19 protein-coding genes and 2 other annotated features are annotated in these 22,444 nt (G+C 36.1%); of the genes, 17 read left to right on the top strand and 2 right to left on the bottom strand.

Features of this window, described 5'->3' with window-relative positions:
- Positions 1-12: 12 nt before the first annotated feature.
- Positions 13-275, bottom strand: a binding site (T-box leader).
- 132 nt (positions 276-407) lie between these two features.
- Positions 408-1,520: a 4-hydroxybutyrate dehydrogenase gene (locus HZF24_RS10780; protein ID WP_179238322.1), complete on the bottom strand. Its 1,113-nt coding sequence runs from the start codon at positions 1,518-1,520 to the stop codon at positions 408-410.
- 316 nt (positions 1,521-1,836) lie between these two features.
- On the opposite strand from HZF24_RS10780, the gene HZF24_RS10775 reads away from it, so the two are divergent.
- The 6 genes from HZF24_RS10775 (at position 1,837) to HZF24_RS10750 (ending at position 9,769) form a co-directional block, all read left to right on the top strand.
- Positions 1,837-2,898, top strand: a complete 1,062-nt coding sequence (locus tag HZF24_RS10775) for a DUF3810 domain-containing protein (RefSeq protein WP_179238321.1) — start codon at positions 1,837-1,839, stop codon at positions 2,896-2,898.
- A gap of 122 nt (positions 2,899-3,020) precedes the next feature.
- Positions 3,021-3,341: a DUF1540 domain-containing protein gene (locus tag HZF24_RS10770; protein WP_179238320.1), complete on the top strand. Its 321-nt coding sequence runs from the start codon at positions 3,021-3,023 to the stop codon at positions 3,339-3,341.
- A 182-nt stretch (positions 3,342-3,523) separates the two neighbouring features.
- A complete protein-coding gene (locus HZF24_RS10765; RefSeq protein ID WP_179238319.1) occupies positions 3,524-5,734 on the top strand; it encodes a beta-propeller domain-containing protein in 2,211 nt (736 codons plus the stop codon).
- A 272-nt stretch (positions 5,735-6,006) separates the two neighbouring features.
- Entirely contained in the window at positions 6,007-8,328 is a 2,322-nt protein-coding gene (locus HZF24_RS10760) for an FMN-binding protein (RefSeq protein WP_179238318.1), read from the top strand.
- A gap of 113 nt (positions 8,329-8,441) precedes the next feature.
- On the top strand, positions 8,442-9,542 hold the full coding sequence (locus HZF24_RS10755; protein ID WP_179238317.1) for an FAD:protein FMN transferase: 1,101 nt from the start codon (positions 8,442-8,444) through the stop codon (positions 9,540-9,542).
- Positions 9,543-9,544: 2 nt separating this feature from the next.
- Complete coding sequence (locus HZF24_RS10750; RefSeq protein ID WP_179238316.1) at positions 9,545-9,769, top strand: DUF3343 domain-containing protein; 225 nt, start codon at positions 9,545-9,547, stop codon at positions 9,767-9,769.
- Here the strand turns inward: HZF24_RS10750 and HZF24_RS19360 are convergent, their stop codons facing one another.
- Complete coding sequence (locus HZF24_RS19360) at positions 9,770-10,507, bottom strand: ZIP family metal transporter (protein ID WP_179238315.1); 738 nt, start codon at positions 10,505-10,507, stop codon at positions 9,770-9,772. It abuts the gene before it with no gap.
- Positions 10,508-10,759: 252 nt separating this feature from the next.
- Here HZF24_RS19360 and HZF24_RS19355 point away from each other — a divergent pair, with 252 nt between their 5' ends.
- The 11 genes from HZF24_RS19355 to fabD all read left to right on the top strand — a co-directional run bounded on the left by HZF24_RS19355 (position 10,760) and on the right by fabD (position 22,416).
- Positions 10,760-12,382: an L-threonylcarbamoyladenylate synthase gene (locus HZF24_RS19355; protein WP_179238314.1), complete on the top strand. Its 1,623-nt coding sequence runs from the start codon at positions 10,760-10,762 to the stop codon at positions 12,380-12,382.
- A gap of 65 nt (positions 12,383-12,447) precedes the next feature.
- Positions 12,448-12,900 (top strand): ribose 5-phosphate isomerase B, encoded by a 453-nt coding sequence (gene rpiB, locus HZF24_RS10735; protein ID WP_179238313.1) that lies wholly within the window; start codon positions 12,448-12,450, stop codon positions 12,898-12,900.
- Position 12,901: 1 nt separating this feature from the next.
- Entirely contained in the window at positions 12,902-13,930 is a 1,029-nt protein-coding gene (locus tag HZF24_RS10730) for a glycosyltransferase family 4 protein (RefSeq protein WP_179238312.1), read from the top strand.
- A 45-nt stretch (positions 13,931-13,975) separates the two neighbouring features.
- The gene (gene wecB, locus HZF24_RS10725; protein ID WP_218835291.1) at positions 13,976-15,106 is read left to right on the top strand and encodes a non-hydrolyzing UDP-N-acetylglucosamine 2-epimerase; all 1,131 of its coding nucleotides are present in this window, start codon (positions 13,976-13,978) and stop codon (positions 15,104-15,106) included.
- Between the two features lie 58 nt (positions 15,107-15,164).
- Positions 15,165-15,408 (top strand) — a binding site (T-box leader).
- Between the two features lie 76 nt (positions 15,409-15,484).
- On the top strand, positions 15,485-17,014 hold the full coding sequence (locus tag HZF24_RS10720; protein ID WP_218835290.1) for a 2-isopropylmalate synthase: 1,530 nt from the start codon (positions 15,485-15,487) through the stop codon (positions 17,012-17,014).
- Between the two features lies 1 nt (position 17,015).
- Positions 17,016-18,287 carry a 3-isopropylmalate dehydratase large subunit gene (gene leuC / locus HZF24_RS10715; protein WP_179238311.1) on the top strand — a complete coding sequence of 424 codons (1,272 nt, stop codon included), beginning with the start codon at positions 17,016-17,018 and terminating at the stop codon, positions 18,285-18,287.
- 1 nt (position 18,288) lies between these two features.
- Complete coding sequence (gene leuD / locus HZF24_RS10710) at positions 18,289-18,789, top strand: 3-isopropylmalate dehydratase small subunit (protein WP_179238310.1); 501 nt, start codon at positions 18,289-18,291, stop codon at positions 18,787-18,789.
- A gap of 16 nt (positions 18,790-18,805) precedes the next feature.
- The gene (gene leuB, locus HZF24_RS10705) at positions 18,806-19,861 is read left to right on the top strand and encodes a 3-isopropylmalate dehydrogenase (protein ID WP_179238309.1); all 1,056 of its coding nucleotides are present in this window, start codon (positions 18,806-18,808) and stop codon (positions 19,859-19,861) included.
- Between the two features lie 330 nt (positions 19,862-20,191).
- On the top strand, positions 20,192-20,422 hold the full coding sequence (locus HZF24_RS10700; protein WP_179238308.1) for an acyl carrier protein: 231 nt from the start codon (positions 20,192-20,194) through the stop codon (positions 20,420-20,422).
- 100 nt (positions 20,423-20,522) lie between these two features.
- Positions 20,523-21,482: an enoyl-[acyl-carrier-protein] reductase FabK gene (gene fabK, locus HZF24_RS10695; RefSeq protein WP_179238307.1), complete on the top strand. Its 960-nt coding sequence runs from the start codon at positions 20,523-20,525 to the stop codon at positions 21,480-21,482.
- Positions 21,475-22,416 carry an ACP S-malonyltransferase gene (gene fabD, locus HZF24_RS10690; RefSeq protein WP_179238306.1) on the top strand — a complete coding sequence of 314 codons (942 nt, stop codon included), beginning with the start codon at positions 21,475-21,477 and terminating at the stop codon, positions 22,414-22,416. Before fabK ends, fabD begins: the two co-directional genes overlap by 8 nt.
- Positions 22,417-22,444: the final 28 nt, after the last annotated feature.

Here is a 22,444-nt window from a genome sequence, read left to right as displayed (position 1 = left end):
AAGCAGTAAACTGCCTGGGACGAACATTTATTGTCCGTGGTACCACCCAAATTCAGAGAATAATTCTCTGCGCTCTGACGGTGCGGGATAGTTGTTTTACCATCCGATACCGCTTTCCTTATGACGGTGGAAACTCCGTTGAAGCCTACTTGAAATTTATTCGTTCGGTTCACAGCTCAGAGGCTACCTTCCATACTTTCTTCATGAGAGCTTACACCGGCCGCTCTCTCTCTTCAGATCAGAAAGAATGTACTCCTCCTCGTCAATGCCTTTATTGTATTTAATTTTAAATATGATAACATATCACACCGATATGTGCAAGATGCAATTTTAATTCTAAGCAATCCTCTTTAGATTCCGGAGAATAGATTATTTATATATCTTTTTATTATGTAGCTTCTTACGTTTTAATATAGTTCCCGATATATCTTGTAGATTCGGTTTTTATCAAACTCCACAAAATTATTGGCTAACAGACGTCCCTGGTTTGTAAGTACCGACTCTGTGAATTCCATAATTTGTGTTTCTGTCATACCATATTCGCGGAGCTTTTTTTTAGGTATAACGTAATTAAGTAATTGCTCCAATGCCTCATACACATTATTAATATTGCAACCTAATATATCTGAAATAAATTGATTTAGGACAGCAATTTCTCCGTCTGATCGTATTTCTATGTAATTTTTCATAACCCCGGTAAACATAGCATAGTTGGATTCACCGTGCGGCACATGATAGGTAGCTCCTAATGGGTAGCTCAAAGCATGTACAGCAGCACATCCGGCATTTCCAAAAGCAATTCCAGCATAAGTACTTGCTATCAGAAAATCTTCTAGTAGAGTATCTTTAGCTGCTTGTCCTTCGGCAGCTATTGTTTTGTAACCTTTTAGAATAATTTCAATAGCTTTATAGCCAAACAATTTAGTCATGGTTGATGCTTTAGGTGACAGACTGGATTCGATAGCATGAATAAGCGCATCAATTGAGCTGGTCGTAAATACCTTAAAAGGGAGGTTGTTTAAAAGTTCAGGAATCAATACAGCACTATCAGCATACATTTCATCAGAAGCCAGTCCCTTTTTGGTGCCGTAGCTATTTAACGCCAAAATGGAAATATTAGTAACTTCACTACCTGTACCACAGGTTGTGGGTACCAAAATCAGTTCTTTGTCTTTTTTTATCTTTAAGTTTCCGTTAAACAAATCGGCAATAGAAGAAATATCTTTTAAAGCTAATATTTTTGCTATATCAAGTACACCGCCGCCACCAATAGCAACAACCCGCTTAAAATCTGTTTTAATGTCTTTGATAATTGCTTCAACCATTTCATCTGATGGTTCTCCGGTACCGTATCGTCTTTTGAATATAACATTGCAATCCAAGTTCAAAGGTTCAAAAAAAATCTTGTATGTTTCTTCACTGGTAATTACTAAATCACCCTTACCAAGATTAAAATCTTTGGCAAAGTCCTTCGCACATTTATATTTATAAATAGTTGGCCTTAGAGCTAATTCTTTCATTTGTTCCTCCATAAGTACAATTATATTTTTGCATAAGAATTATAGATGTAGATGCAATCTTTATGCCAATAGAAAAAATCTAATACAATAATAAGATAACAGGTACAAGAAAGCAAGTAATTTGATTAAATTTTTGCAAATACTCCATAAATCTAACAGTTGGGCAAAGGTGCATATATCTAAAATTCCTATTTTATGATATAATACATATATCATACCATCGCCTTGACAATGCAAGCGAGCTTGCGCTGCACTCGGCTCAGGTATGATATAATAAATACAATTAAGAATTTTAAAATTAATTCAGGTGATTATTATGAGGAAAAAACTTTTAATTTTGCTGCCTGCTTCATTGGCTATGACATTATTTGCGAAATATGTCCCGGGATTTGCGGAATTTTACGCTTTGAAAATATATCCTGTATTTGCAGGTGCAATATCTTTTTTTACATCCAAAGTCAAATTTTCATTGACGGAATTTATTATATTGGTCTCAATTGCAGGATTAACCGTATATTTTTTCTTTGCTGCTATAAAGTCAATATTGGAAAAGGATATGAATTATATTAGAAGCTTTACTTTGAATATATTAGCTGTGATAAGTGTAATTTACTTTTTATTTGTATTATTCTGCGGAATAAATTATCACAGAAATGAGTTTACATATTACAGCACATTAGAAATTAAAGAATCCTCCACAAATGAATTAATAAATTTGTGTGAAATACTAATATCCGATGCAAATGAAATGAGAGCCAATTTAAGTACAGGAAGCGAAGGAGTGTCAGAGCTTTTTGATGAGGATTATTATGAAATTGCTGTAAAAGCTAAGAACTCTTTTGCCGAGATAGCAGAAAAATACAGTGTTTTGAAGGGAAGATACCCTGCTCCCAAGCCGGTGTTATTTTCCGACATCATGTCACACATGGGGATAACCGGCATGTTTTTCCCATATACGTTTGAAGCAAATGTCAATGTAAGTATACCGTCGTACCAGCTGCCAGCTGTAATGCTGCATGAATTAGTGCACCTCAGAGGGTTTATGCGTGAGGATGAGGCAAATTTCATATCATATCTTGCATGCATTAATTCAGGTTTCGATGATTTTTATTATAGTGGTACAATGCTTGCTTTATCTTACAGCATGAACGCACTTTACAGAGAAGATTATGGAGAATTTGCAAGATTGTATGCCATGTATTCCGAGGATGTGAAAAATGATCTTAAATATTCATCAGATTACTGGAAAAGGTTTGAAGGCAAGGCAGCGGAAATATCCAATAAAGTAAATGACACATATTTAAAAGCAAACAATCAGCAAGACGGAGTTAAAAGCTATGGAAGAATGGTAGACTTATTGATAGCATACTATAATTGAGAATAAGACACGTGTAAATTAAAAGTATATACTAATTTGCTTCAAGGGAATTGATTAATTAGTATTATAAAAATTTGTTAACTGGATAAACTAATGAAAAATAACATAAAAAGGAGAATACAATGGCACATATAGTTTGTACAGTATCAAATTGCTACTTTAATAAAAGAGAAGGGTGTACGGCACCGGAATTAGATGTTGACGGTGAACATGCAGACGAAAGCCGTTTTACATGCTGTGACACATTTATAGAGCAAAAACCAGGTGTAAGAAGCTCGTTAAGCGAGCCGAAAAGCAATACGTCAATAAGCTGCAGGGCCACTCATTGCGTATATAATGAAGATGAAATGTGTGAAGCGGACAGAATAGTAGTAAACGGTAAGAATGCAGGTAATCCCGAGGAAACTTGCTGCAGCACTTTTATGCCGCCTGAGTTTAAATAAGAAATTTGAGGGTATTAAAGAATTATCTTTAGTACCTTTTTTTTAACTTACAGTATAAGCAACTGACACCAAGACAGAGATTTGGGTCATATGCTTATGTATCTTAAATTATTAAGGAACAAAATAATATAAACAAACGTCTAAATATTAATTAAATATATAATTTAAGGAAGGAGAAAAGCATGAAAACAAAAGGTTGTTTGAAAATATTTTTAATTTTGATGATACTGATATTTACATTTAATTTTAATGTTTTTGCAGATACGAATATTTCAGTATATGTAGATAATGAAAAAATTGATTTTGATGTTAATCCTATAATTGAAGACGGGAGAACATTAATACCTCTAAGAGGAGTTTTTGAAAAGCTTGGCGCTAGGGTTGACTGGAATAAAAACATTTCAGAGGTAGTAATAAAGGATAAAAGCAATGAAATACAAATGCTTTTAGGTAAAAACAAGGTTATGGTTAACGGAGAAATAAAGGACATAGACGTACCTACGAAAATGATTAATTCAAGAACTTTTGCTCCGTTAAGGTTTATAACAGAAAATTTAGGACATACAATAAAGTGGGATGACAGTACAAACTCGATTTACATTGCTAAAAACAACAACAATGTACCGATTTCTCAAAATAGAATATTAACAGTAGGTTCAAAAGAAAACTTAATAGCTTTGTTGGAATATAATTCTAAGCTTTACAATTATATATGGCGTGAAGGCAGAGCTGTATCAGACAATGGTGTTTCAATGGATAAGAGTGAAGCCGAAACACCTGCAACTTCACCGGGCTATGAAAGTGACAACTCAGATACAAACAATCAGGTTGAAGGAGTTCAGGAAGGAGATATTATAAAAAATGACGGAAAGTATATTTATGTAAATACTTTTTCGGGTCTTAAAATAATTGATTCAAATCCCGCAAATCCTCAAATTGTTTCAACAGTTGCTGTACCTGAAAATACAAGTATAAGTGAGATGTTTATATCAGATAAAAAACTCATAATCATAGGACAAAACAATATGTTCCATATTATGAACGATACAATGGATTCGAAAATCATGATTTGGCCTCCAAGGCAGTATGATGACAGAACAAATGTCTTGATTTATGATATTGAAAATATAGAAAAACCAAAATTAGAAAAAGAATACTTGTTTGAAGGCAATTATTTGTCGGGAAGAACTATAGAAGATAAACTGTATTTAGTAAGTACAAAGCATATAAATTATTACAATTATGACATTTACAGCAAAGACGCAGATATACCGACAGCTTACTATACAGATGTATTAACAAATACAAAGTACGAATTTACATATGATGAAATCAAATATTTCCCCAATTATATAGACAGTAGGTACATGTATACTATCGGAATTGATTTATCAGCTGATACACAGCCTGATGTAGATGTATATTTAGGTGGTTCTGATACAATTTATGTTTCAAAGGACAGCATGTATGCGGCGATAGCCGATTATTCTTACGATTATACAGCAAAGCAGACAGAAGCTTTCAATCCCGTGTACACATCCAGCACGGTGGTATACAAATTTAACTTGTATAACGGTAATATAGATGTTGAAGCACAAGGCAGGGTACCGGGAAATATTATTAATCAGTTTTCCATGGATGAATACGAAGGATATTTCAGAATTGCAACGACTACGGGAGAAATGTGGCAGAATACATCTGAAAATAATGTATATGTATTAAATTTTCATATGCAAATTGCAGGCAGACTTGAGGGCTTGGCGCAGGGAGAAAGAATTTACAGCACAAGATTTGCCGGGGACAGAATTTATATGGTAACATTCAGGCAGGTAGATCCGCTGTATGTAATTGATACATCTGATCCTGTAAAACCGGCTGTTGTGGGAGAACTTAAAATACCGGGATACAGCACCTATCTGCACATGGTTGACGAAAATCATATACTTGGTTTCGGTTATGATACCGAGGTGAATCAATGGGGAGGTATGGTAAACGGCGGATTAAAATTGACCTTATTTGATGTAACAAAACCAAATTCACCCAAGGAAGTTTATACGGATGTTATCGGTAGTACAGGAACATATTCAGAGTTATTATATAACCATAAAGCGCTTATGTTTTCATTACAAAAGGGATTGATGGCATTTCCCGTAAATGTCATGGGAGACAATTACAAAACCGAATTTAGCGGTGCATATTTGTACAATGTAAAAAATGACGGACTGAGTTTTAACAATAAAATCAGTCACATGGGTGAAGACTATTCTTATGGAGATGAGATTAAAAGAATAATTTACATTAATGATTATCTATATACTTTTTCTGACAATAATATACAGGTTCACAGTATAAAAGACAATAAGAAGGTCAGTGAGTTAAGTATTAGACAATGATTACCCTACGATTATTACTAATATTACTAGAAATTAACAGCTGTGGATATAATTCCTACAGCTGTTTTTTTATAAGATGATGAAATAGGTTTGCTTGAAATATTAATACTTTAAGTGATGTTATTTAATAAACAATCGCTTAATTATATACAACATATGTCGAAAACTTAAAAAGTTTTAGCAAAATTTAAGAAACATATTGTCAAAGAAAAAACGATATGATATAATCAGCTATGTTTCAATACAATATAAACATAATTTTGGAGGATATCATGAAAAAAGCATTATCATTAATATTAGTTGTACTAATGGTAACAGCATTATTTGGATGTGCACAAACAACAACTACACCTGGGGGAGAGACTGTAACTTTGACAGGAACAGGTGAAGGATTTGGAGGAGAAGTAACTGTAACAGTTACAAAAGAGGGAGACAAGATTATTGAAGTTGTACCAGTTGGTGCTAATGAGACACCGGGAATCGGAGACAAAGCTATCAATGAACTTCCCGCTAAAATAGTAGAAGCAAATTCACCGGACGTTGATGTTATCGCAGGAGCTACTATCACAAGTAAAGCTATAATCTATGCAGTTAAAAACGCATTAGATCCTGCAGCTAACCCTTGGCCGATACCTAAAGAAGAAGTTCCTGTAGTTGAAGTTCCAAAAGGAGAAGCCGGTTCAATCGTTAAAGTGGGCTTAGGACAAAACATATCAATAGGTAAATCAAAGAGCGCTACAGCAGATGCTACAGCAGTTGCTCAGGCAGATGTAACTATTGCGGCAGTTGGATTTGATGCTGACGGTAAGGTAGCAAGCGTAACAGTTGACGTTGCTCAAAATAAGGTTGCTTTTGATAAAGATTTAAAGGTAACTACAGACAGAGAAGCAGAAGTTAAATCTAAAAAGGATTTAGGTCCTGACTATGGTATGGTAGGTGCATCATCCATAGGAAAAGAATGGTTTGAACAAATGGCAGCATTCGAAAACTGGATGATTGGTAAGACAGCTGATGAAATAGCAGGCTTAAAGGTAAAAGAAAGAGACGAATCTCATAAGAATGTACCTGATGTACCTGAGTTGACATCATCTGTAACTATAACAGTGGAAAGCTATATAGCGGCTGTTAAAGAAGCTTGGGAAAATGCAGAAGATGCAAACGGAGCAGTAGCAGTTGGTTTAGGAGTTGAAACTCATATAGGAAGCTCAAAAGATAAAACGGCTGACGTAAAACCAATGGCTCAGATGGATACTTACATGACTGCAGTTGCAGTAGATGCAGACGGCAAAGTAGTTAAATCAATAGTTGACGTTGCTCAGGTTAAAGTTAACTATGATGAAAACGGAACACTTACTACTGATTTAGCAGTTGAACCTCAAACTAAGAAAGAGCTTAAAGAAGGCTACGGAATGGTAGGCGCATCATCAATAGGAAAAGAATGGTTTGAACAAATGTATGCATTTGAAGACTGGATGGTTGGTAAGACAGTTGAAGAAATAACAGGATTAAAGGTTAAAGAAAGAGACGCTAATCATAAATCAGTTCCTGATGTACCTGAATTAACATCAACAGTAACAATAACTGTAGAAGGATATCAGGCAGTAGTTGAAGAAGCAATGGCTAACGCAATAAAAGCCGGTCCAATCGTTAAGGTGGGCTTAGGACAAAACATATCAATAGGTAAATCAAAGAGCGCTACAGCAGATGCTACAGCAGTTGCTCAGGCAGATGTAACTATTGCGGCAGTTGGATTTGATGCTAACGGTAAGGTAGCGAGCGTAACAATAGACGTAGCTCAAAATAAGGTTGCTTTTGATAAAGATTTAAAGGTAACTACAGACAGAGAAGCAGAAGTTAAATCTAAAAAGGATTTAGGTCCTGACTATGGTATGGTAGGTGCATCATCCATAGGAAAAGAATGGTTTGAACAAATGGCAGCATTCGAAAGCTGGATGATTGGTAAGACAGCTGATGAAATAGCAGGCTTAAAGGTAAAAGAAAGAGACGAATCTCATAAGAATGTACCTGATGTACCTGAGTTGACATCATCTGTAACTATAACAGTGGAAAGCTATATAGCGGCTGTTAAAGAAGCTTGGGAAAATGCAGAAGATGCTGTAGGAGCTGCAAAGGTTGGTTTAGGAGTTGAAACTCATATAGGAAGCTCAAAAGATAAAACAGCTGACGTAAAACCAATGGCTCAGATGGATACTTACATGACTGCAGTTGCAGTAGATAAAGACGGTAAAGTAGTTAAATCAATAGTTGACGTTGCTCAGGTTAAAGTTAACTATGATGAAAACGGAACACTTACTACTGATTTAGCAGTTGAGCCTCAAACTAAGAAAGAGCTTAAAGAAGGCTACGGAATGGTAGGCGCATCATCAATAGGAAAAGAATGGTTTGAACAAATGTATGCATTTGAAGACTGGATGGTTGGTAAGACTGCTGATGAAATAACAGGATTAAAGGTTAAAGAAAGAGACGCTAATCATAAATCAGTTCCAGATGTACCTGAATTAACATCAACAGTAACAATAACTGTAGAAGGATATCAGGCAGTAATAAAAGAAGCAATAGCTAACGTAAGATAGTTAGATGATATTTAACTCCCTCAGAATTTGGGGGAGTTAAATTTTTGCACTTTGGGTCATCTGCCTATTGATATAATTAAGTTTTTTAGTTATAATATTTTAGGGTGATAAATATGAAAAAAATAATTCCTTTATTTTTAACAGGAATTTTAATTTTTGCTTTTTTAGCAGGATGTGAAAAACAAAAACCAAATATAGAACCGGAGTATGAAAAATACAGTTATTCTTTTTTAAATGCTTTTGATACTTTAACTCAAATTGTGGGATATACAAAATCTGAAGAAGAGTTTAATAACTATGTGAAGAAAATAGAAAACAGATTCTATGAGCTTCATAAGCTTTATGATAAGTATAATGATTATGAAGGTATCAATAATATCAAGACAATAAATGATAATGCAGGCGTGAAGCCGGTTGAAGTTGATGATGAGATTATTGATTTAATACTATTTTCTAAAAAGATGTATGAGGAAGTAAATCATAAAACGGATATTGCTATGGGCTCAGTTCTTAAAATCTGGCATAATTATAGGGAAGAAGGAGAATCAGACCCTGCAAATGCCAAAATACCTCCCATGGAAGAGTTAATCAAGGCAAGTGAGCATATGGACTTAGACAATGTAATTGTGGATATTGAAAACCGTACGGTTTATTTAAATGACCCTTTAATGAGTCTGGATGTCGGTTCGGTGGCTAAAGGCTATGCTACAGAGCTTGCAATTGACGAGGCTGTAAAGGATGGATTCACATCAGGTATAATCAGTGCGGGAGGTAACGTTAAAACCTTCGGTAAGCCAATGGATGGTATCAGAGAAAGATGGGGCGTTGGCATCCAGGATCCTGATAAATTCAGATTTTCTGATAATAGCCTTTTAGATACCATTTATATAAACGATGCTTCTGTAGTAGCAAGCGGTGATTATGAAAGATTTTACATTGTCGGAGACAGGGTATTGCATCATTTAATCGATCCTGACACATTAATGCCCGGCGATTACTTCAGGGCTGTTACTTTAGTTACCGAAGATTCGGGGGAAGCGGACTTTTTATCTACAACAGTATTTTTAATGCCATATGAGGAAGGAAGAGAATTAGTAGAGTCCATGGATGGTGTTGAAGCTTTATGGATTTTTAAGGACGGTACAGTAGAGGCAACTGATGGGATGAAGCAAATAATGAAAAGTCAGGGTGCAACAGGTGCCACAGCTCAATGAAGATGAATGAATTTAATTACATGACTTTTAAATCAGTTTCTTATGCAATGAAGGTAGAAACTGCATTAAAAAAATATGATTTCAGGTATAAAATAATTCCTGTACCAAGGAGCATAAGTTCGAGCTGCGGATTGTGTATCAGATTTTATAAAGAGGATATGGAAAAATTAATTACTATCATAAATAATAATAATCTTCAATATGAAAATATTTACACTGATTGCTGATTACATTGCAAATGACAGGTAGCAGCCACAAATAAAACCTATTAAAATAAAAACGGCGTTACTTTTTCCCCTGTGCAACAAATTTGCCTCCGGTATAAGCTCATTCGATGTAACATAGAGCATACTGCTTGCTGCTGCAGAAAGACAAAAGCCTATGAAATACTTCGATATGTTTCCGAGCAGCGCTCCAAATACTGCTCCAAAGGCAGTCGGCATACCGGTCATCAATGTTATAAGCAGGACTGAAAGAGGCGAAGCGCCGGCCATAATTAACGGAATACCCACGCTCATGCCTTCGGGAATATCATGAGCAGCAATGAGTATTCCTATTTTTATGCCTAAATTTTCGGAATAAACCGCACTTGAACCAACTGCAATACCTTCAGGGAAATTATGCAAGCTCATGCTTATTATTATAATTAAGCTCATTTTTATATAGTTTGATTTTTTGCCCTTGTATTTATCAAATTTATTCATAGGTATTAATTTTTCAGCAAAAAATACTATAAATAAACCGAATACAAGACCTAATGTAACTATAAAGAATCCGCCTATTTCGTATGCCTGGGGCATGAGGTCAAAGGAAATAACAGAAAGCATTATGCCCGCCGCAAGCATAAGCATTGAAGCCGTAGTTTTGTCAGTAGGCTTCGGAATCATAACAGATAACAAACCTCCTATAAATGTTCCGGTACCACCAACAATAAACCCGATTATAAAATAATATAGTATATCCACCATTATCCTCCTCAATTGTCATTTATTAATATATATGTACATGTTGTTCTTTTAAGTAATAAAACTTAGTAAAATTATTGAATAGAGGTCAAAGCCTTTGTTGAAAATATTAAGAAGTAAATTCTTGTTTATGGAGATAATGTAGTATATAATATCAGTAGACCGGCAGTGGATAAACTATAGATTTGCAATGAGCAGGCAATAAGAGAGAATAGCATGAGACTATAGGGAAACTATGGAGAACAATTATAAATGAACAAAAATAAAGAAAATGAAACAATTAATACAAATATTGTCAAGATGGATCCTGACAATATTGATTATAATATAATAAAAGAAGCTTCTGAAATTATAAATAAGGGTGGAGTTGTTGTTTTTCCTACTGAAACTGTTTACGGTATCGGTGCAGATGCATTAAACGATGAAGCGGTGGAGAAAATTTTCAAGTCAAAGGGAAGACCCCAGGACAATCCTTTAATTGTACATATAGCTGATTACAGTGAGCTATATAATTTAGTTTCTGATATTCCGGAAAATGCAAAGCTTTTGGCCGATGAATTCTGGCCTGGACCGTTAACCATGATATTGAATAAAAAAGATATTTTATCTGATAAGATAACAGCAGGTCTTCAAACGGCAGCAATTCGTCTTCCAATAAATAAAATTGCACGGGCACTTATAAGAGAAAGTAAGAAGCCCATAGCAGCGCCAAGTGCAAATATATCAGGAAAACCAAGCCCGACTGAAGCAAGACACGTAATAGATGATTTGATGGGAAAGGTTGACATGATAATTGACGGCGGAAGCACCGATATAGGGCTTGAATCTACAGTTGTTGATATGACAAGTGAAGTTCCCATGATTTTAAGGCCCGGCAAGGTTACAAAAGAGGATATAATAAACGTACTTGGTAAATGTGATTATGATCCTTCAATAATAAAAAATGATGACAAATTAATTCCTAAATCTCCGGGTCAAAAATACAGACACTATTCACCTAAAGCGAGAGTGATTTTATATAAGGGCCCAATCGAAAAAATTATTGAAAAGATAAACAATGATTATGAAAAATTCAGTTCCGAAGGATATAAAGCGGGAATAATGTCCACTGTCCAAACGGATGCATATTATATAGGAAAAACAAAAATAATGGTTGGGGACAGAACAAAACCCCTTACAATTTCGTCTAACTTATTTAAGGTATTAAGAGATTTTGACCATATGGGGATTGACTTAATACTTGCTGAACAAGTTGATGACAGTGGTTTGGGGAAAGCTATAATGAACAGATTAAGCAAGGCATCAAGCCAAACTATTATTTTAAGGAAGAGTGACACACCTCTCACACAGGGTGAGTCTCTGTGGGATAGGAGGAATGTCCCCGTCAGAAGGTGGAATATGAATATTTTATTTGTTTGTACCGGTAATACATGCCGCAGCAGCATGGCAGAGGGAATATTGAAATTTCTCTTAAAAGAAAATAATATTGAAAATATAAATGTTTCCTCGGCGGGAATAAGTGCTTTTGAGGGACAACAAGCAAATGAAAATGCAATTAAAGTATTGATTAATAAAGGTATAGATATAAAAAATCATAAGGCAAGACAGTTAACTGAAGAAATCATTAAGGATACTGATTTAATATTAACTATGACGGACGGTCACAAAAAAATTATAACAAGCGCGTTGCCCGAATATTCAGATAAGGTATATACTTTAAAGGAATACGCTCTTATAGTAAACAATGAAAGAACGGAGAACATAAGCTTAGATATCGAAGATCCATATGGCATGAATATAAAAACATATGAAGAAACAGAAAATATGATAGAAGAACAATTATCTAAAATAATTAAGGCTTTAGATAAGCAATAGGTCAGAAATTTCAATTGATTATCCATTGCAAATCAATTCTGACCAATCGTTATGAGGAGGATTAAATGAAAATAGTACTGGGCTGTGACCACGGAGGATTTGAGTTAAAGGAAGCAATAAAAAAGCATCTGATAAATTGCGGGTATGATATAACGGATATAGGAGCTTACAATACAGATTCTGTTGATTATCCTGATTTTGGAGAAAGAGCAGCAAGGATGGTAGCGGATAACGAGGCTGACAGAGGCATTATAATTTGTGGAACAGGTATAGGTATATCCATAGCTGCAAACAAAGTAAAAGGAATAAGATGTGCTCTTTGCACCAATGAATATATGGCCAAAATGTCAAGGATGCATAATAATGCCAACATGCTGGCATTGGGAGCAAGAGTTTTAGGCAATGGGTTATCAGTAGATATAGTCGATGTATGGCTTTCAACCGAGTTTGAAGGTGGAAGACATGAGAATAGAGTAAATAAAATAACGGATATAGAAAAACTTAGAGTAGAGGAATAGTATGGCTAATTATTTTGTAGCTTTTATTTCAGCTGTAATAATATCATTTATTATGACTCCGCCTGCAAGACGACTTGCTATTAAGGTCGGGGCATTGGACGTACCAAAGGATTCAAGAAAAATACATAGTAAGCCGATGCCTTATTTTGGCGGCTTGGCAATTTATATTGCAATTATGGCATGCATGTTTGTATACATGCCTCATACAAGGACGAACATATCAATTATGGCTGGCGCTACAATTGTTGTATTGGCAGGGATAGTGGATGATATGTACGATATGCCTGCTAAAGTTAAGCTTTTATTACAAATCGTTGCGGCGATTATTGCCATACAGGGAGGAGTAAGGATTCATTTCATTACGAATCCTCTTTCTGATACTGGTATGAGTTATTTATTGGGTTGGTTATCGTATCCCATAACATTGTTTTGGCTGGTTGGAATAACAAATACAATAAATTTAATTGACGGTTTGGATGGTCTTGCTTCAGGAGTTGCAAGCATTGCAGCCACAACACTTTTATTTACCGCAGCAAATTTGGGACATGATTTCATTGTAATGCAATGCGCAATTATTGCAGGTGCATCCTTGGGGTTTTTGCCCTTTAACTTTAATCCTGCAAAAATATTTATGGGAGATACAGGAGCCTTATTGTTAGGATATATGCTTGCGGTCACATCTGTTCTTGGTATGGTAAAAAGCGTTGCAGCTGTTGCATTGGCAGTTCCTATATTCGCTCTGGGATTACCAATATTTGATACGGCATTTGCAATTATCAGAAGATATGTAAACAAAAAACCAATAATGCAAGCAGACAAAGAGCATCTTCATCATAAGCTGATGAAATTCGGACTTAATCAAAGACAGACAGTCCTGACAATGTACTTTATCAGTATGATGCTCGGAATTGTTGCAGTTATAATAGCTGATGCCGATCCTTTCAGAGGAATCATGCTTGCAACAATTTCTGTATTAGTCGTATTTTATTTTGCTAAAAAAGCAGGATTATTCAGAAAGAAAGAACAATAAAGACAATAGATTTGCAATAGGCTTGCAGTAGATCAAGGAGGGTTTATGAATAAAATTAAGGTGCTTGTTATTTTTGGTACACGCCCTGAAGCTGTTAAAATGGCGCCCATAATAAAAAGCTTAAAAAACGAAGAATGTTTTGATACTAAAATTTGTGTAACTGCTCAACATAGAGAAATGCTCGATCAGGTATTAAGAATATTTGAAATCAGACCGGATTATGATTTGAACATTTTTAAAAACGGCCAGACATTGACTGAAATAACATGCAGAGCACTTATGGGTTTGGAGGGAGTTATAGAAGATTTTAAACCTGATATAGTTCTTGTACAAGGCGATACAAGCACAGTTTTCTCAGGAGCTCTTGCTGCCTTTTACCATCAGGTTAAAATCGGACATGTTGAAGCGGGCCTAAGAAGCGGCAATTTATATTCTCCTTATCCTGAAGAAGCAAACAGAAAGCTGACGGGAGTAATAACCGATTTTCATTTTGCTCCAACCGTAACTTCAAAAGAAAATCTTTTGAAGGAAGGATATGATGAAGAAAAAATTTATATAACAGGCAATACCTCCATAGATGCTCTAAAATGGGTTATAGACAGCAATTATAAGTTTGAAGACGAAATACTCAACGACATAGATTTTGAAAACAAAAAAGTAATTTTATTAACTTCACACAGAAGAGAAAATATAGGCGAGCCAATGGAAAATATTTTTTCCGCTATAAGAGATGTGCTGCAAAAAAATCCTGATGCGGAAGTAATTTACCCAATGCATTTGAATCCGAAGGTAAGAGAAATAGCAAGAGATGTTTTTAAACATACAAACGGGGTTTATTTAATTGAGCCTTTGGATTACTTACCCTTTACAAATTTAATGTCAAAATGTTACTTGGTTGTTACAGATTCCGGAGGAGTGCAGGAGGAAGCCCCTTCATTAGGAAAGCCCGTCCTTGTGGTGAGAAGAGAGACTGAGCGTCCTGAGGGGATAGAAGCAGGAACCGCAAAGCTTGTGGGGACTGAAAAGGATGCTGTATTCAATGAAATAGATATTCTCCTTAATGATGATTTGGAGTATAAAAAGATGGCAAATGCGGTAAATCCGTACGGAGACGGAAAAGCGGCAGAGTACATTGTAAAAATAATAAAGGATAATGTGAGGCTGAAAGAAAACTAAAAGTTTTTAAATTTACTATTGACAAAAGTATTTTGAGATGTTATCATCGTAAAAATTAGTTAAAGCTGTGAAGGAGAAAAAACTTTTCAGTATGACACGTTACAGAGAGTCGGCATTAGCTGCGAGCCGATACTGTCATGAAAACACACTCGCTCCTGAGCTGACTTTCTGAATTAAGTAGGAAGGTACGTATGTCGCGTTATAGGCTAAGATTTGTTAGAATCTGAACTGAGATGGTTTTTTTATATATTCATATATAAAAAAGCAATATGGGTGGTACCGCGGATATATCCGTCCCTGAAGCTATGCTTCATGGACGTTTTTTTTTACCCAAAACTCTGTGATGGATTCGAAATTATAGAAGAGGAGAATACTATTATGGAAAAGATTATCAAGATTTTTGACACAACATTAAGAGACGGAGAACAATCGCCGGGATGCAGTATGAACTTAAAAGAAAAAATTGAAATGGCTCAGCAACTGGAAAGAATGAATGTAGATATTATAGAAGCAGGCTTTGCGGCAGCTTCACCAGGAGACCTGCATTCAATACAGGAGGTTTCTAAAAGTGTAAGAAGCTGTACAGTTGCAAGCTTAGCCAGAGCACACAGAGGAGATATAGACAAGGCTTGGGAAAGCCTGAAATACGCCGTACATCCGAGGATTCATGTTTTTATTGCTACCTCACCTCTTCACATGGAATACAAGCTGAAGATGACAGAGGAGGAAGTAGTTAAGGCAACCGGAGAAATGGTTGCATATGCTAAATCAAAGTGTGAAGACATAGAATTTTCTGCAGAGGACGCCACAAGAAGCAATATTGATTTTATTGTACGAGTCTTCGACACTGCAATCAAGGCAGGGGCTACAACTATCAATATACCCGATACAGTAGGATATACGACTCCGGATGAGTACTACAGCTTTATAACAGCAATCATTGAAAAATGCCCCGCATTAAAAACAGTTGACATATCGGTACACTGTCACAATGATCTTGGACTTGGAGTTGCCAACTCAATTGCGGCGATTAAGGCCGGTGCATCACAAATTGAATGTACGGTAAACGGTATAGGTGAAAGAGCCGGAAATGCCGCATTGGAAGAAATCGTAATGGCATTGAAGGTCAGAAAAGATATTCTTAATGCCGATACCAAAATAGATACTAAACAGATATTCAGAACAAGCAGACTATTAAGCCGAATTACGGGAATTAAGGTTCAGCCTAATAAGGCAGTTGTAGGAGATAATGCGTTTTCTCATGAATCGGGAATTCACCAGCACGGGGTATTAAACAACAGAGAAACATATGAAATTATGACTCCCGAATCAATAGGTCTTGACACAAACAAGTTAGTTTTAGGCAAGCATTCAGGACGTCACGCCTTTAATGAGAAGTTAATCCATTTGGGATATGATGATTTGAGTCAGGAAGAACTGGATGAAGTATTTAAAAAGTTCAAGGAATTGGCAGATAAGAAAAAGGATGTATACGACAAGGATATAGATGCATTGGTACTGAAACAAAAAATGGATGTTCCCCAGATATACGAGCTTGAAAAGTATGTAACAAACAGCGGAAATATAATTACTTCAACAACTACAGTTGCTATAAGAAAGGATAATGAAGTTTTTGAAGAGGTGGCAACAGGAGAAGGTCCTATATATGCATCGTTTAAAGCGATTGAGAAAGTATTGGGAAGAGAAATGGAATTGGAGGACTTCTCTTTAAGCTCGGTAACTGAAGGTGAAGATGCACTCGGAGACGCAGTCGTTAAATTAAGGGAAGACGGACGTGTTTATACAGGCAGAGGATTAAGCACAGATATAATTGAATCAAGTATAATTGCATATATAAATGCAGTAAATAAAATGCTTTACTCAAAAATCAGCAGAGGAGAAAATTAAAATGGGAATGACAATGACACAGAAAATCCTTGCGGCACATGCGGGATTAAAGGAAGTTAAAGCCGGACAGTTTATAGAAATAAGCCTGGATATGGTATTAGGCAATGATATTACAACACCGGTGGCAATCAAGGAATTTAAAAAAATGGGAGCTGTAAAGGTTTATGATGAGAAAAAAATTGCAATAGTGTTAGACCACTTTGTTCCCAACAAGGATATAAAATCAGCGGAGCAATGCAAGATATCAAGAAATTTCTCCAAGGAACAAAATATTATTAATTTCTTTGATGTAGGTCAAATGGGTATCGAGCATGTACTCTTACCTGAAAAAGGATTGGTGGTTGCGGGAGATACCGTAATCGGAGCAGATTCTCATACATGCACCTACGGTGCCTTGGGAGCATTTTCCACAGGTATAGGCAGTACGGATATGGCTGCAGGAATGGCAACAGGTCAAATGTGGCTTAAGGTTCCGCCCGCAATAAAGTTTAATCTGAAGGGAAAATTAAACAAATGGGTCAGCGGCAAGGATATTATTCTTTATATAATAGGTAAAATAGGCGTTGACGGAGCTCTTTACAAATCCATGGAATTCACCGGTGAAGGTGTGAAGGAACTGTCCATGGATGACAGATTTACAATTGCAAACATGGCAGTTGAAGCAGGCGGGAAAAACGGTATTTTCCCTGTAGATGAAAAAACAATTGAATACATGAGAGAGCACTCCAACAAAAAATATGCAGCTTATGAAGCTGATGAGGACGCAGCTTACGATGAAGTAATAGACATAAATTTAAGTGAGTTAAGACCTACCGTATCATTTCCTCATTTACCTGAAAATACAAGGTCTATTGACAAGGTTGGGAATGTAAAAATCGACCAGGTTGTGATCGGCTCCTGTACAAACGGGAGGATTGAAGATATGAGAATTGCTGCCTCAATATTAAAAGGCAAAAAGGTTCACCCTGATGTTCGTACAATCATTATTCCTGCAACACAAAAAGTATACAAGCAGTGCATAAGTGAAGGATTGGCGGAAATATTCATAGACGCAGGTGCCATTATAAGCACTCCTACATGCGGTCCGTGCTTAGGAGGCTATATGGGAATACTTGCAGACGGTGAAAGGGCAGTGACAACAACAAACAGAAATTTTGTAGGTCGTATGGGACACCCGGGATCGGAAGTTTATCTTGCAAGTCCTGCAGTTGCTGCGGCATCTGCAATCAGAGGAAAAATATCAAATCCCGATAAAATAGAAGAGGAGGCATAAAATGAAGGCAGAAGGAAAAGTATTTAAATACGGAAATGATATAGACACGGATGTAATAATTCCGGCACGTTATTTAAACACAACTGAACCGAACGAATTGGCAAAGCATTGCATGGAGGATATCGACGAAAGCTTTATAGCTCAGGTAAAGGAAGGGGATATAATTGTTGCCATGAAAAATTTCGGATGCGGTTCTTCCAGGGAACATGCTCCGATAGCAATAAAGGCTGCCGGAATATCATGTGTCATAGCAAAAAGCTACGCGCGTATATTCTACAGGAATTCCTTCAATATAGGTCTTCCGATTCTTGAGTGTGAAGAAGCTGCCGATAAGATTACGGCAGGAGATGAAATCTCGGTAGATTTTGAAACAGGATTAATTATTAATAAAACAAAAAATGAAAGCTATCAAGCTGAGCCCTTCCCTGAATTTATCCGGCAAATAATAAAAAATGACGGTCTCGTAGGATATGTAAGAAATAAGCTGAAGGTCAATAATTAATTCTTAGGAGGTAATGATGGATTTTAAAATAGCAGTAATAAAGGGTGACGGTATAGGTCATGAAATAATTGATGAAACCATAAAAATTTTAAATAAAATAGGAAAAAAATACGGTCATAATTTTAAATATACAGAAGCGTTGGCAGGAGGGGCGGCAATAGATAAAACAGGTACTGCACTTCCGGAAGAGACATTAAATATATGCAGAGGTACGGATGCATTGCTGTTCGGTGCTGTGGGAGGTCCAAAATGGGATAATCTGCCCGGCAGGGACAGACCGGAGCAGGGGCTTCTTAAGCTCCGCAAGGAATTGGGTCTCTACGCTAATCTCCGCCCTGCCGTAATGTTTGATGAATTAAGAAGGTCGTGTCCCTTAAGAGGGGATATAGTTGAAGGCGGACTTGATATCTTAATTATAAGAGAGCTTACAGGCGGCATATATTTCGGTAAAAAATATACTGAGAGTGACAAGGCTGAAGATACCATGGAATACAGCAGACACGAAATAGAAAGAATCGCCCATATAGGATTTCAGACAGCACAAAAAAGAAAGGGAATCCTTACAAGCGTAGACAAAGCCAATGTATTGGAAACATCCAGATTATGGCGAAAAACCTTTGAAGAAATTTCTCCAGGTTATCCAGATGTCACATTAAATCATATGTATGTGGACAATGCGGCAATGCAGCTTGTTTATAATCCAAAGCAATTTGATGTAATAGCAACTGAAAACATGTTTGGTGATATCCTTTCAGATGAGGCGGCAATGATAACAGGCTCCATCGGCTTACTGCCATCAGCAGCCTTGGGAAATAATTACGGGATGTATGAACCAATTCACGGCTCTGCTCCCGACATAGCTGGACAAGGCAAGGCAAACCCGATTGCTGCTATACTTTCTTCAGCAATGATGTTAAAATATTCATTTAACCTTCCGGAGGAAGCAGAAAATATAGAAAATGCCGTTAAAAAAGCTCTTGCAAAGGGCTGTAGGACATCCGATATAGCGATGAAAAACGAAAAGGTATCTACAACTGAAGAGATGGGAGACATCATCGCATTGTCTCTATGAGTTAATCAGACCCCTCATATTTTGCATGTAAGACTGCAAACGAAAAAGGGGCTGATTTTTTTATAACAAATTATTGCTTCTATATAATTGTATTGAGAGCGAAGTTCGAAGGATGGCTATGTTTTATTATTATAAATTTCATATATCGACAAATCAAGAAGATAAGTTAATTTTATAACAATTTTTCGTTAAAAATATATTGACAAACTTATTTTTTTATTATATACTTCGATTATCAAAATATTAGATATCAAACAAATATCAATATCAAAATATTTGGAATATCAAAATCGAAATTACAGACATTAAAACATATTTTTGGAGGATATAATGATTTTAGAAAAAGTTAAAGAAATATTGATTGAAGAGTTAGATGTTGAGGAAGATAAAATTACTCTCGAAAGCAAAATAAAAGATGATCTTGGAGCAGACTCCCTGGACTTATTCGAATTAATAAGCAAAATTGAAGATGAATTAAATGTAACAATTGAAGAAGATGATTATGGCAAGCTTGTTACAGTAAAGGATATCGTGGACTACATTACAGAAAAACAAAAATAATTGCAGATGAACTTTTTTAATAACTTATAATCTTAAGAAAACGCCGTACGGCGTTTTCTTTAAAGATAAATCAAAAAAGATACATAAAGGAGCTTATATGATGATTAATTCAAATATATGCAGCTTGTTAAATATAAGGTATCCGATTTTTCAAGGCGGAATGGCTCAAATATCAGACGCAGGATTAGCTGCGGCAGTTTCAGAAGCAGGAGGTCTCGGCGTTGTGGCTGCAGGCAACAATACTGCCGAAGCATTGAAAGTGCAAATTGATAAGGTAAAGCAACTGACCGATAAACCATTTGGTGTAAATGTAATGCTTTTAAGTCCGTATGCGGAGGAAGTAGCGAGGCTGCTTGTTGATGAAAAAATACCTGTAATAATAACAGGAGCAGGAAATCCGGGCAAGTATATAAAAATGTGGAAAGAAGCAGGAACAAAGGTTATACCTGTTGTTCCGTCAGTTACATTTGCTAAACGTTTGGAAAAAATCGGGTGCGATGCTTTGATCTGTGAAGGTACTGAAGCCGGAGGACACGTTGGTGAAATAACAACTCTATGTTTAACACCTCAGGTTGTTGATGCGGTTAACATTCCGGTTATAGCGGCAGGAGGCATAGGAGACGGAAGAGGTATAGCTGCTGTTATGTGCCTGGGAGCACAGGGAGTACAGGTGGGAACAAGATTTTTGTTAGCAAATGAATGCAGTGTACATCAAAATTATAAAAATAAAGTTAAAAAGGCAAATGATACAGATACAATAGTTACAGGAAGAAAAACAGGTCATCCTGTAAGAATTTTAAAAAACAAGCTTTCAACACAATTTAAAGAATTAGAAAAAAACAATGCAACTGTTGAAGAGATGGAACAGCTTGGCAGAGGCAGGTTGTATAAAGCTGCTATTCAGGGAGACGTAGATTACGGTTCTGTAATGTCAGGGCAAATTGCCGGATTGGTTAATAAAGAGCAGAGCTGCAGCGAAATGATTAAAGAGATGTTTGATGAAGCAGAAAAAATAATGAAAGGTATAGGTTTAATTATATCAGGAGGCAAAAATGAGTAAAACGGCTTTTGTATTCCCGGGACAAGGCGCTCAATACGCAGGAATGGGAAAGGACTTTTATGATAATTTTAAAGAAAGCAAGGAAATATTCCAAAGAGCAAATGAAGCGCTTGGCTTTGACATAACAAAATTGTGCTTTGACGGACCTAATGAAGATTTGAGTATAACTAAAATTACACAGCCGGCTTTGCTGACGGTCTGTATGGCTATTTATGAAATTATAAAGAAAAATTCAAACAATAATTCTGTTGTAATGGGCGGCTTAAGTTTGGGTGAATACTCTGCTTTGACAGCGGCAGGCGCAATGGACTTCGAAACAGCAGTTAAGCTTGTTTATAACAGAGGAAATTACATGCAAAATGCTGTTCCTCTAGGTGAAGGCGGGATGCTTGCGCTTATGGGATGCACTGACGAAGACGCAATTCGTTTTTGCAAGACTGTTACAGAGAGGTTTGGATTATTGGAGCCGGCAAACTTTAATTGTCCCGGGCAAATAGTTGTTGGCGGGAAAAGTGCAGCAATCGAAAATGCACTTGGTCAAACAGCAGAGTTTAACATCAAAAAAGCTGTAAAGCTGCAGGTTAGTGCACCGTTTCACACTTCTATGCTTATCTCTGCAGGAAATAAGCTGAAAGAGGATTTATCAAAGATAAAGTTTAAAAAACCATCTTGTAATGTTATTTCAAATGTGGATACGGAATATTACAATGATGATTTAATAATAGCGGACAAATTAGAAAAACAAGTTTATAATCCTGTAAGATGGGAAGCCTGTGTCAGAAAAATGATAGCTGACGGAGTTAACACATTTGTAGAAGTAGGACCGGGAAAGTCATTATCAAGCTTTTTGAAGAAAATAGATAAAAATGTTAAATCAATAAATATAGACAGTATTGCAGCCTTAGAACAGTATCTTCAGCTTACTTATGCTTAAAATGAAAAGGGACACATCTCTTTATATC

It is taken from the genome of Sedimentibacter hydroxybenzoicus DSM 7310 (assembly GCF_013403245.1).
In the GTDB taxonomy this organism is placed as follows: Bacteria; Bacillota; Clostridia; order Tissierellales; family Sedimentibacteraceae; genus Sedimentibacter; species Sedimentibacter hydroxybenzoicus.
The sequence above is the reverse complement of the archived record's forward strand: the minus strand, read 5'-3'. Positions and strand labels throughout refer to the sequence as shown.

What these genes read in the sequence shown, in the direction of transcription:
- HZF24_RS10780 (WP_179238322.1), bottom strand. Translation starts at nt 1,520, where the DNA reads ATGAAAGAATTAGCTCTAAGGCCAACTATTTATAAATATAAATGTGCG.
- HZF24_RS10775 (WP_179238321.1), top strand. Translation starts at nt 1,837, where the DNA reads ATGAGGAAAAAACTTTTAATTTTGCTGCCTGCTTCATTGGCTATGACA.
- HZF24_RS10770 (WP_179238320.1), top strand. Translation starts at nt 3,021, where the DNA reads ATGGCACATATAGTTTGTACAGTATCAAATTGCTACTTTAATAAAAGA.
- HZF24_RS10765 (WP_179238319.1), top strand. Translation starts at nt 3,524, where the DNA reads ATGAAAACAAAAGGTTGTTTGAAAATATTTTTAATTTTGATGATACTG.
- HZF24_RS10760 (WP_179238318.1), top strand. Translation starts at nt 6,007, where the DNA reads ATGAAAAAAGCATTATCATTAATATTAGTTGTACTAATGGTAACAGCA.
- HZF24_RS10755 (WP_179238317.1), top strand. Translation starts at nt 8,442, where the DNA reads ATGAAAAAAATAATTCCTTTATTTTTAACAGGAATTTTAATTTTTGCT.
- HZF24_RS10750 (WP_179238316.1), top strand. Translation starts at nt 9,545, where the DNA reads ATGAATGAATTTAATTACATGACTTTTAAATCAGTTTCTTATGCAATG.
- HZF24_RS19355 (WP_179238314.1), top strand. Translation starts at nt 10,760, where the DNA reads ATGAACAAAAATAAAGAAAATGAAACAATTAATACAAATATTGTCAAG.
- rpiB (WP_179238313.1), top strand. Translation starts at nt 12,448, where the DNA reads ATGAAAATAGTACTGGGCTGTGACCACGGAGGATTTGAGTTAAAGGAA.
- HZF24_RS10730 (WP_179238312.1), top strand. Translation starts at nt 12,902, where the DNA reads ATGGCTAATTATTTTGTAGCTTTTATTTCAGCTGTAATAATATCATTT.
- wecB (WP_218835291.1), top strand. Translation starts at nt 13,976, where the DNA reads ATGAATAAAATTAAGGTGCTTGTTATTTTTGGTACACGCCCTGAAGCT.
- HZF24_RS10720 (WP_218835290.1), top strand. Translation starts at nt 15,485, where the DNA reads ATGGAAAAGATTATCAAGATTTTTGACACAACATTAAGAGACGGAGAA.
- leuC (WP_179238311.1), top strand. Translation starts at nt 17,016, where the DNA reads ATGGGAATGACAATGACACAGAAAATCCTTGCGGCACATGCGGGATTA.
- leuD (WP_179238310.1), top strand. Translation starts at nt 18,289, where the DNA reads ATGAAGGCAGAAGGAAAAGTATTTAAATACGGAAATGATATAGACACG.
- leuB (WP_179238309.1), top strand. Translation starts at nt 18,806, where the DNA reads ATGGATTTTAAAATAGCAGTAATAAAGGGTGACGGTATAGGTCATGAA.
- HZF24_RS10700 (WP_179238308.1), top strand. Translation starts at nt 20,192, where the DNA reads ATGATTTTAGAAAAAGTTAAAGAAATATTGATTGAAGAGTTAGATGTT.
- fabK (WP_179238307.1), top strand. Translation starts at nt 20,523, where the DNA reads ATGATTAATTCAAATATATGCAGCTTGTTAAATATAAGGTATCCGATT.
- fabD (WP_179238306.1), top strand. Translation starts at nt 21,475, where the DNA reads ATGAGTAAAACGGCTTTTGTATTCCCGGGACAAGGCGCTCAATACGCA.